This window comes from Actinoplanes sp. NPDC051633 (assembly GCF_040681735.1).
GTDB lineage: Bacteria > Actinomycetota > Actinomycetes > Mycobacteriales > Micromonosporaceae > Actinoplanes.
Genome location: NZ_JBFAZH010000680.1, coordinates 1 through 4,293 on the forward strand (window position 1 = coordinate 1; position 4,293 = coordinate 4,293).

At 68.0% G+C, this 4,293-nt stretch carries 5 protein-coding genes; 4 read left to right on the forward strand and 1 reads right to left on the reverse strand.

Annotated features, from left to right (window positions below; all coding sequences use genetic code 11):
- The 3 genes from nadA to AB0M20_RS29590 form a co-directional block, all read left to right on the forward strand.
- Nucleotides 1–294, forward strand: a 294-nt coding sequence (nadA, locus tag AB0M20_RS29580) for a quinolinate synthase NadA (RefSeq protein ID WP_364303599.1), incomplete at its 5' end; no start/stop codon positions are given.
- A 189-nt stretch (nt 295–483) separates the two neighbouring features.
- Entirely contained in the window at nt 484–1,839 is a 1,356-nt protein-coding gene (gene murA / locus AB0M20_RS29585) for a UDP-N-acetylglucosamine 1-carboxyvinyltransferase (protein WP_364303600.1), read from the forward strand.
- Nucleotides 1,840–1,893: 54 nt separating this feature from the next.
- Complete coding sequence (locus AB0M20_RS29590) at nt 1,894–2,517, forward strand: DUF3043 domain-containing protein (RefSeq protein WP_364303601.1); 624 nt, start codon at nt 1,894–1,896, stop codon at nt 2,515–2,517.
- A 1,138-nt stretch (nt 2,518–3,655) separates the two neighbouring features.
- On the opposite strand, the gene AB0M20_RS29595 is transcribed toward AB0M20_RS29590, so the two are convergent.
- Nucleotides 3,656–3,964: an AzlD domain-containing protein gene (locus AB0M20_RS29595; protein WP_364303602.1), complete on the reverse strand. Its 309-nt coding sequence runs from the start codon at nt 3,962–3,964 to the stop codon at nt 3,656–3,658.
- A 42-nt stretch (nt 3,965–4,006) separates the two neighbouring features.
- Here AB0M20_RS29595 and AB0M20_RS29600 point away from each other — a divergent pair, with 42 nt between their 5' ends.
- Entirely contained in the window at nt 4,007–4,222 is a 216-nt protein-coding gene (locus tag AB0M20_RS29600; RefSeq protein ID WP_364303603.1) for a hypothetical protein, read from the forward strand.
- Nucleotides 4,223–4,293: the final 71 nt, after the last annotated feature.

Below are 4,293 nucleotides of genomic sequence, written 5' to 3' on the forward strand. Positions count from 1 at the left end.
TCGGGCGTGAACCGCAGCGTGACCGCGCCGCCCGCTCCGGCCGGTTCCTCCTGGGCGGTCGGCACCGAGCTCAACCTGGTACGCCGCATGGCGCTGGCCCACCCGGACAAGCAGATCATGTTCCTCGACCGGACGGTCTGCTACTGCTCCACGATGAACCGCATCGATCTGCCCCACCTGGTGTGGGCGCTGGAGGAGCTGGTCGCGGGCCGGGTGCCGAACCAGATCGTGGTGGACGCGGACACGGCGCACCACGCCCGGGTGGCACTCGACCAGATGCTCGCGCTTCCGTAATCGCTGTGGTGTAACGCTCTGTAAGGCGCCGTTATCCCTGTGCACGGGTGATTCTTACTGTTGCCTTAATCATCAGGGATTCGTGCCATCACGGGCGTTGTGGTGCCCGGTGCCCTTGTGACTCAGGGCTATGCTCGCCGGGCCCCTCACACCCATCGGGCGGGTTCACCGCCCCTTACGGAGGTTCCGTTGACCGACGATGTCCTGGCGGTGCACGGCGGTACGCCGCTGCACGGTCAGATCCGGGTCCGTGGCGCCAAGAACCTGATCTCCAAGGCGATGGTCGCCGCCCTGCTGGGCGAGTCGCCGAGCCGGCTGTTCGACGTCCCCGCGATTCGCGACGTGGAAGTCGTCCGTGGCCTGCTCGAGCTGCACGGCGTCAAGGTCAGCGACGGCGCCGACGACGGCGAGCTGGTGATGGACCCGACGCATGTCGAGACCGCCAGCACCGACGAGATCAACGTGCACGCCGGCTCGAGCCGGATCCCGATCCTGTTCTGCGGTCCCCTGCTCCACCGGCTCGGGCATGCGTTCATCCCGGACCTCGGCGGTTGCCACATCGGCCCGCGTCCGATCGACTTCCACATCCAGGCGCTGCGCGAGTTCGGCGCGATCGTCGAGAAGGCGCCCGAGGGCATGCACCTCAGCGCGCCCCACGGGCTGCACGGCGCCAAGCTGGAGCTGCCGTACCCGAGCGTCGGCGCCACCGAGCAGGTGCTGCTCACCGCCGTGCGCGCCGGGGGTGTCACCGAGCTGCGCAACGCGGCCATCGAGCCGGAGATCGTCGACCTGATCTGCGTGCTGCAGAAGATGGGCGCGATCATCACCGTGCACACCGACCGGGTCATCGAGATCCAGGGCGTGCCCAGGCTGCACGGCTACCAGCACCGTCCGATCCCGGACCGGATCGAGGCCGCCAGCTGGGCGTCGGCCGCGCTGGCCACCAAGGGTGACGTCGAGGTGCTCGGCGCCCGCCAGGCCGACATGATGACGTTCCTGAACGTCTTCCGGTCGATCGGCGGCGAGTTCGAGATCACCGACGAGCGGGTCGGCCGGCCCGGGGTGACCCCGCACGAGGGCGGCATCCGCTTCTGGCACCCCGGCGGCGAGCTGCAGGCGGTGGCGCTGGAGACCGACGTACACCCGGGCTTCATGACCGACTGGCAGCAGCCGCTGGTGGTCGCGCTGACGCAGGCCCACGGCCTGTCGATCATGCACGAGACCGTGTACGAGAACCGGCTGGGCTACACCGAGGCGCTCAACTCGATGGGCGCCACGATCCAGGTCTACCGCGACTGCCTCGGCGGCACCCCCTGCCGTTTCGGCCGCCGCAACTTCAAGCACTCCGCGGTGATCGCCGGCCCGTCCAAACTGCACGCGGCCGACCTGGTGATCCCCGACCTGCGGGCCGGGTTCGCCCACCTGATCGCGGCGCTGGCCGCCGAGGGCACGTCCCGCGTCTACGGGGTCGACCTGATCAATCGCGGGTACGAGGACTTCGAGGGCAAGCTGGCCGCGCTGGGTGCGCACGTCGAGCGGCTCTGATTTGTGACGGGGCGGCTCTCTTCATGAGGGCCGCCCTTAGCTACCCTTCATCACGTGCCCTCGCTGTTTCGTCGCAAGACCGAAGATGACGCCACCCCTGCGCCGGTTTCACCGGTGGAGGAAGTGAACCCTGCCCGGCCCAAGGGCTACACGCCCAGCAAGAAGGAGCTGGGGGTGGTCACGCCGAAGCGGACGACCAACCAGCGGCGGGTGGTCGAGCCGGCGCCGCAGAACCGGCGCGAGGCGTACAAGAAGATGCGCGAGCGGCAGAAGATCGAGCGCGCCGAGGCCTCTGCGGGCATGCGCGCCGGCGACGAGCGGTATCTGCTGGCCCGCGACCGGGGGCCCGAGCGGGCGCTGGTCCGCAACATCGTGGACAGCCGCCGCACGGTGGGCACCTACTTCTTCGGCGGCGCGATCATCGTGCTGATCGGCTCGTCGACGCGGATGCCCACCTTCATCCAGGCGGCGGCGAACATCCTGTGGGCGCTGCTGGCGATCGGAGTGATCGTGGACAGCATCCTGATCTCGCGAAAGGTGCGGCGCCTCGTCCGCGAGCGGTTCCCGAAGACGACGCAGCGGATGGGGTCGCTGTCGCTCTACGGCCTCATGCGCGGGCTGACGTTCCGGCGGATGCGCGTACCCAAACCAGCCGTCAAGATCGGCGACCAGATCTGAGACGCCCGGCCCTCGCGGCCGGGCTTCTTTATTGTCGTTGACATCTTGCGGGCGCTTGAGCTCGGCGGCGGCTGCGATGCCAGCGCGGGCGTAGGCCCGGGATCGTGCGGCCGCTGCGCCGCACGGCGGGTCCGGGCGGCAGCCATGCGGCCTGGTCGGGAGCTCGGCATCGAGCGGCCACTTGCACTGCATGGCGGGTCGCGGCGGCAGCCACGCTGGCCTAGTCGCAAGCCCGGGCATCGAGCGGCCACTTGCACTGCATGGCGGGTCACGGCGGCAGCCATGCCGGCCCGGTCATGAGCTCGGCATCGAGCGGCCACTTGCACTGCATGGCGGGTCACGGCGGCAGCCATGCCAGCCTGGTCGTGAGCCCGGCATCGAGCGGCCGCATGCGCTGCATGGCGGGTCACGGCGGTAGCCACGCCGGCCCGTCGCAAGCCCGGCATCGAGCGGCCAGTCACGCCGATCGAAAGGCCAGGCAGCAGCCATGCCGGCCCAGTCGCAAGCCCGGCATCGAGCGGCCACTTGCGCTGCACGGCGGGGTCACGGCGGCAGCCATGCCGGCCCGGTCGTGAGCCCGGCATCGAGCGGCCACTTGCGCCGCACGGCGGGTCACGGCGGCAGCCATGCCGGCCCGATCGCGGGCCCGGCATCGAGCGGCCACTTGCGCCCATCCTTCGCCGAGGTCCGCGGCCCAGCGGCCGAGCTAGTGGTAGCGGAGCCACCGATCACCCGGGCAGGAAGGTGGCTGCGCTACCACTCCCCGCTCTCGGCGGGACAAATCGACCACAGTGGTAGCGGAGCCACCGATCACCCGGGTGGAAAAGTGGCTGAGCTACCACTCCCCGCCTCCCGCAGGACAAATCGACCACAGTGGTAGCGGAGCCACCGATCACCCGGGCGGAAAGGCCGCTGAGCTACCACTTCCCGCACCCCGCCGGACAAATCGACCACAGTGGTAGCGGAACCGCCGATCACCCGGGCGGAAAGGCCGCTGCGCTACCACTTCCGGCGCCGTCGCAGACAAATCGACCACAGTGGTAGCGGAGCCGCCTTTGGAGCGGTCGGATCGGCGGCTGGGCTACCACTATGTCGATCGCGCTTCCCGCCATGGCCGCTCGGACCGGTGCCGGATGGGCTACTGGACGCCCGCGAGGCGGAGCAAGGCTGCGGTTGCCGCCGCGGCGACCACCACGACCACGAACGGCATCTTTCGCCATGCCAGCAGTGCGCCTACCAGGACGCCGGCTGGGCGGGCGAAGCCTGCGAAGGCGCCTGCCTCCATCAGCGCGGCCGTGGCGGCCAGCGCGGTCAGCAGGGCGGCCGCGGCCATCGGCAGGAGGCGCTGCACCGAGTCGGAGAGCTGCACGCGGTCGCGGAGCAGGACTCCGCTAAGCCGGATCGTGTAGGTGCCGACGGCCAGGGCCAGGATGGCGGCGATCAGCATGACGCGTCCTCCCGATCATCATCTTCAGCGGCAGGCGTCGAAGTGGTGGCCCTCGAAGCGGGAGGACCCGAAACGGCGGGCTCTGACGTGGCCGGTTGCGAAACGGCGGGCTCTGTCATGGCACGTTTTAATAATTTAAGTGAATTAAAACAAGAAGTAAGATTACATATTATTCAAATGGAAACTTCTCTTTTCAAACAATATCAAACAGTCAATCATTTACTACACAACGATAAAGCAATAGCAGAATGTGGTTGATAGAGAAGTTGAAAGACAAGCACATATACTTGGTGAACATGTGAAAATTGATGACACTGAAGTAAAAGCGG